This is a genomic window from Mesorhizobium delmotii (assembly GCF_900149755.1).
GTDB lineage: Bacteria > Pseudomonadota > Alphaproteobacteria > Rhizobiales > Rhizobiaceae > Mesorhizobium > Mesorhizobium delmotii.
Genome location: NZ_FUIG01000047.1, coordinates 23606 through 24074 on the forward strand (window position 1 = coordinate 23606; position 469 = coordinate 24074).

1 protein-coding gene is annotated in these 469 nt (G+C 65.0%); it reads left to right on the forward strand.

From position 1 onward, the window contains the following. A partial coding sequence (locus tag BQ8482_RS39660; protein WP_244603028.1) for an EF-Tu/IF-2/RF-3 family GTPase occupies positions 1-469 on the forward strand: 469 nt, incomplete at both ends.

The following is a 469-nucleotide window of genomic DNA, read 5'->3' on the forward strand; positions in this document are numbered from 1 at the left end:
ACAAGAAGATCGGCGAGGATTCGATCCGCGAATTGATGGCGGCGGTCGACGACTACATCCCGACGCCGGTTCGTCCGCTGGACAAGCCGTTCCTGATGCCGATCGAGGACGTGTTCTCGATCTCGGGCCGCGGCACGGTGGTGACCGGCCGCGTCGAGCGCGGCGTGGTCAAGGTCGGCGAGGAGCTCGAGATCGTCGGCATCCGTCCGACCACCAAGACGACCTGCACGGGCGTCGAGATGTTCCGCAAGCTGCTCGACCAGGGCCAGGCCGGCGACAACATCGGCGCGCTGCTGCGCGGTGTCGACCGTGAAGGTGTCGAGCGCGGCCAGGTTCTGGCCAAGCCCGGCACGGTCAAGCCGCACAAGAAGTTCGTCGCCGAAGCCTACATCCTGACCAAGGACGAGGGTGGCCGTCACACGCCGTTCTTCACCAATTACCGTCCGCAGTTCTATTTCCGCACGACCGA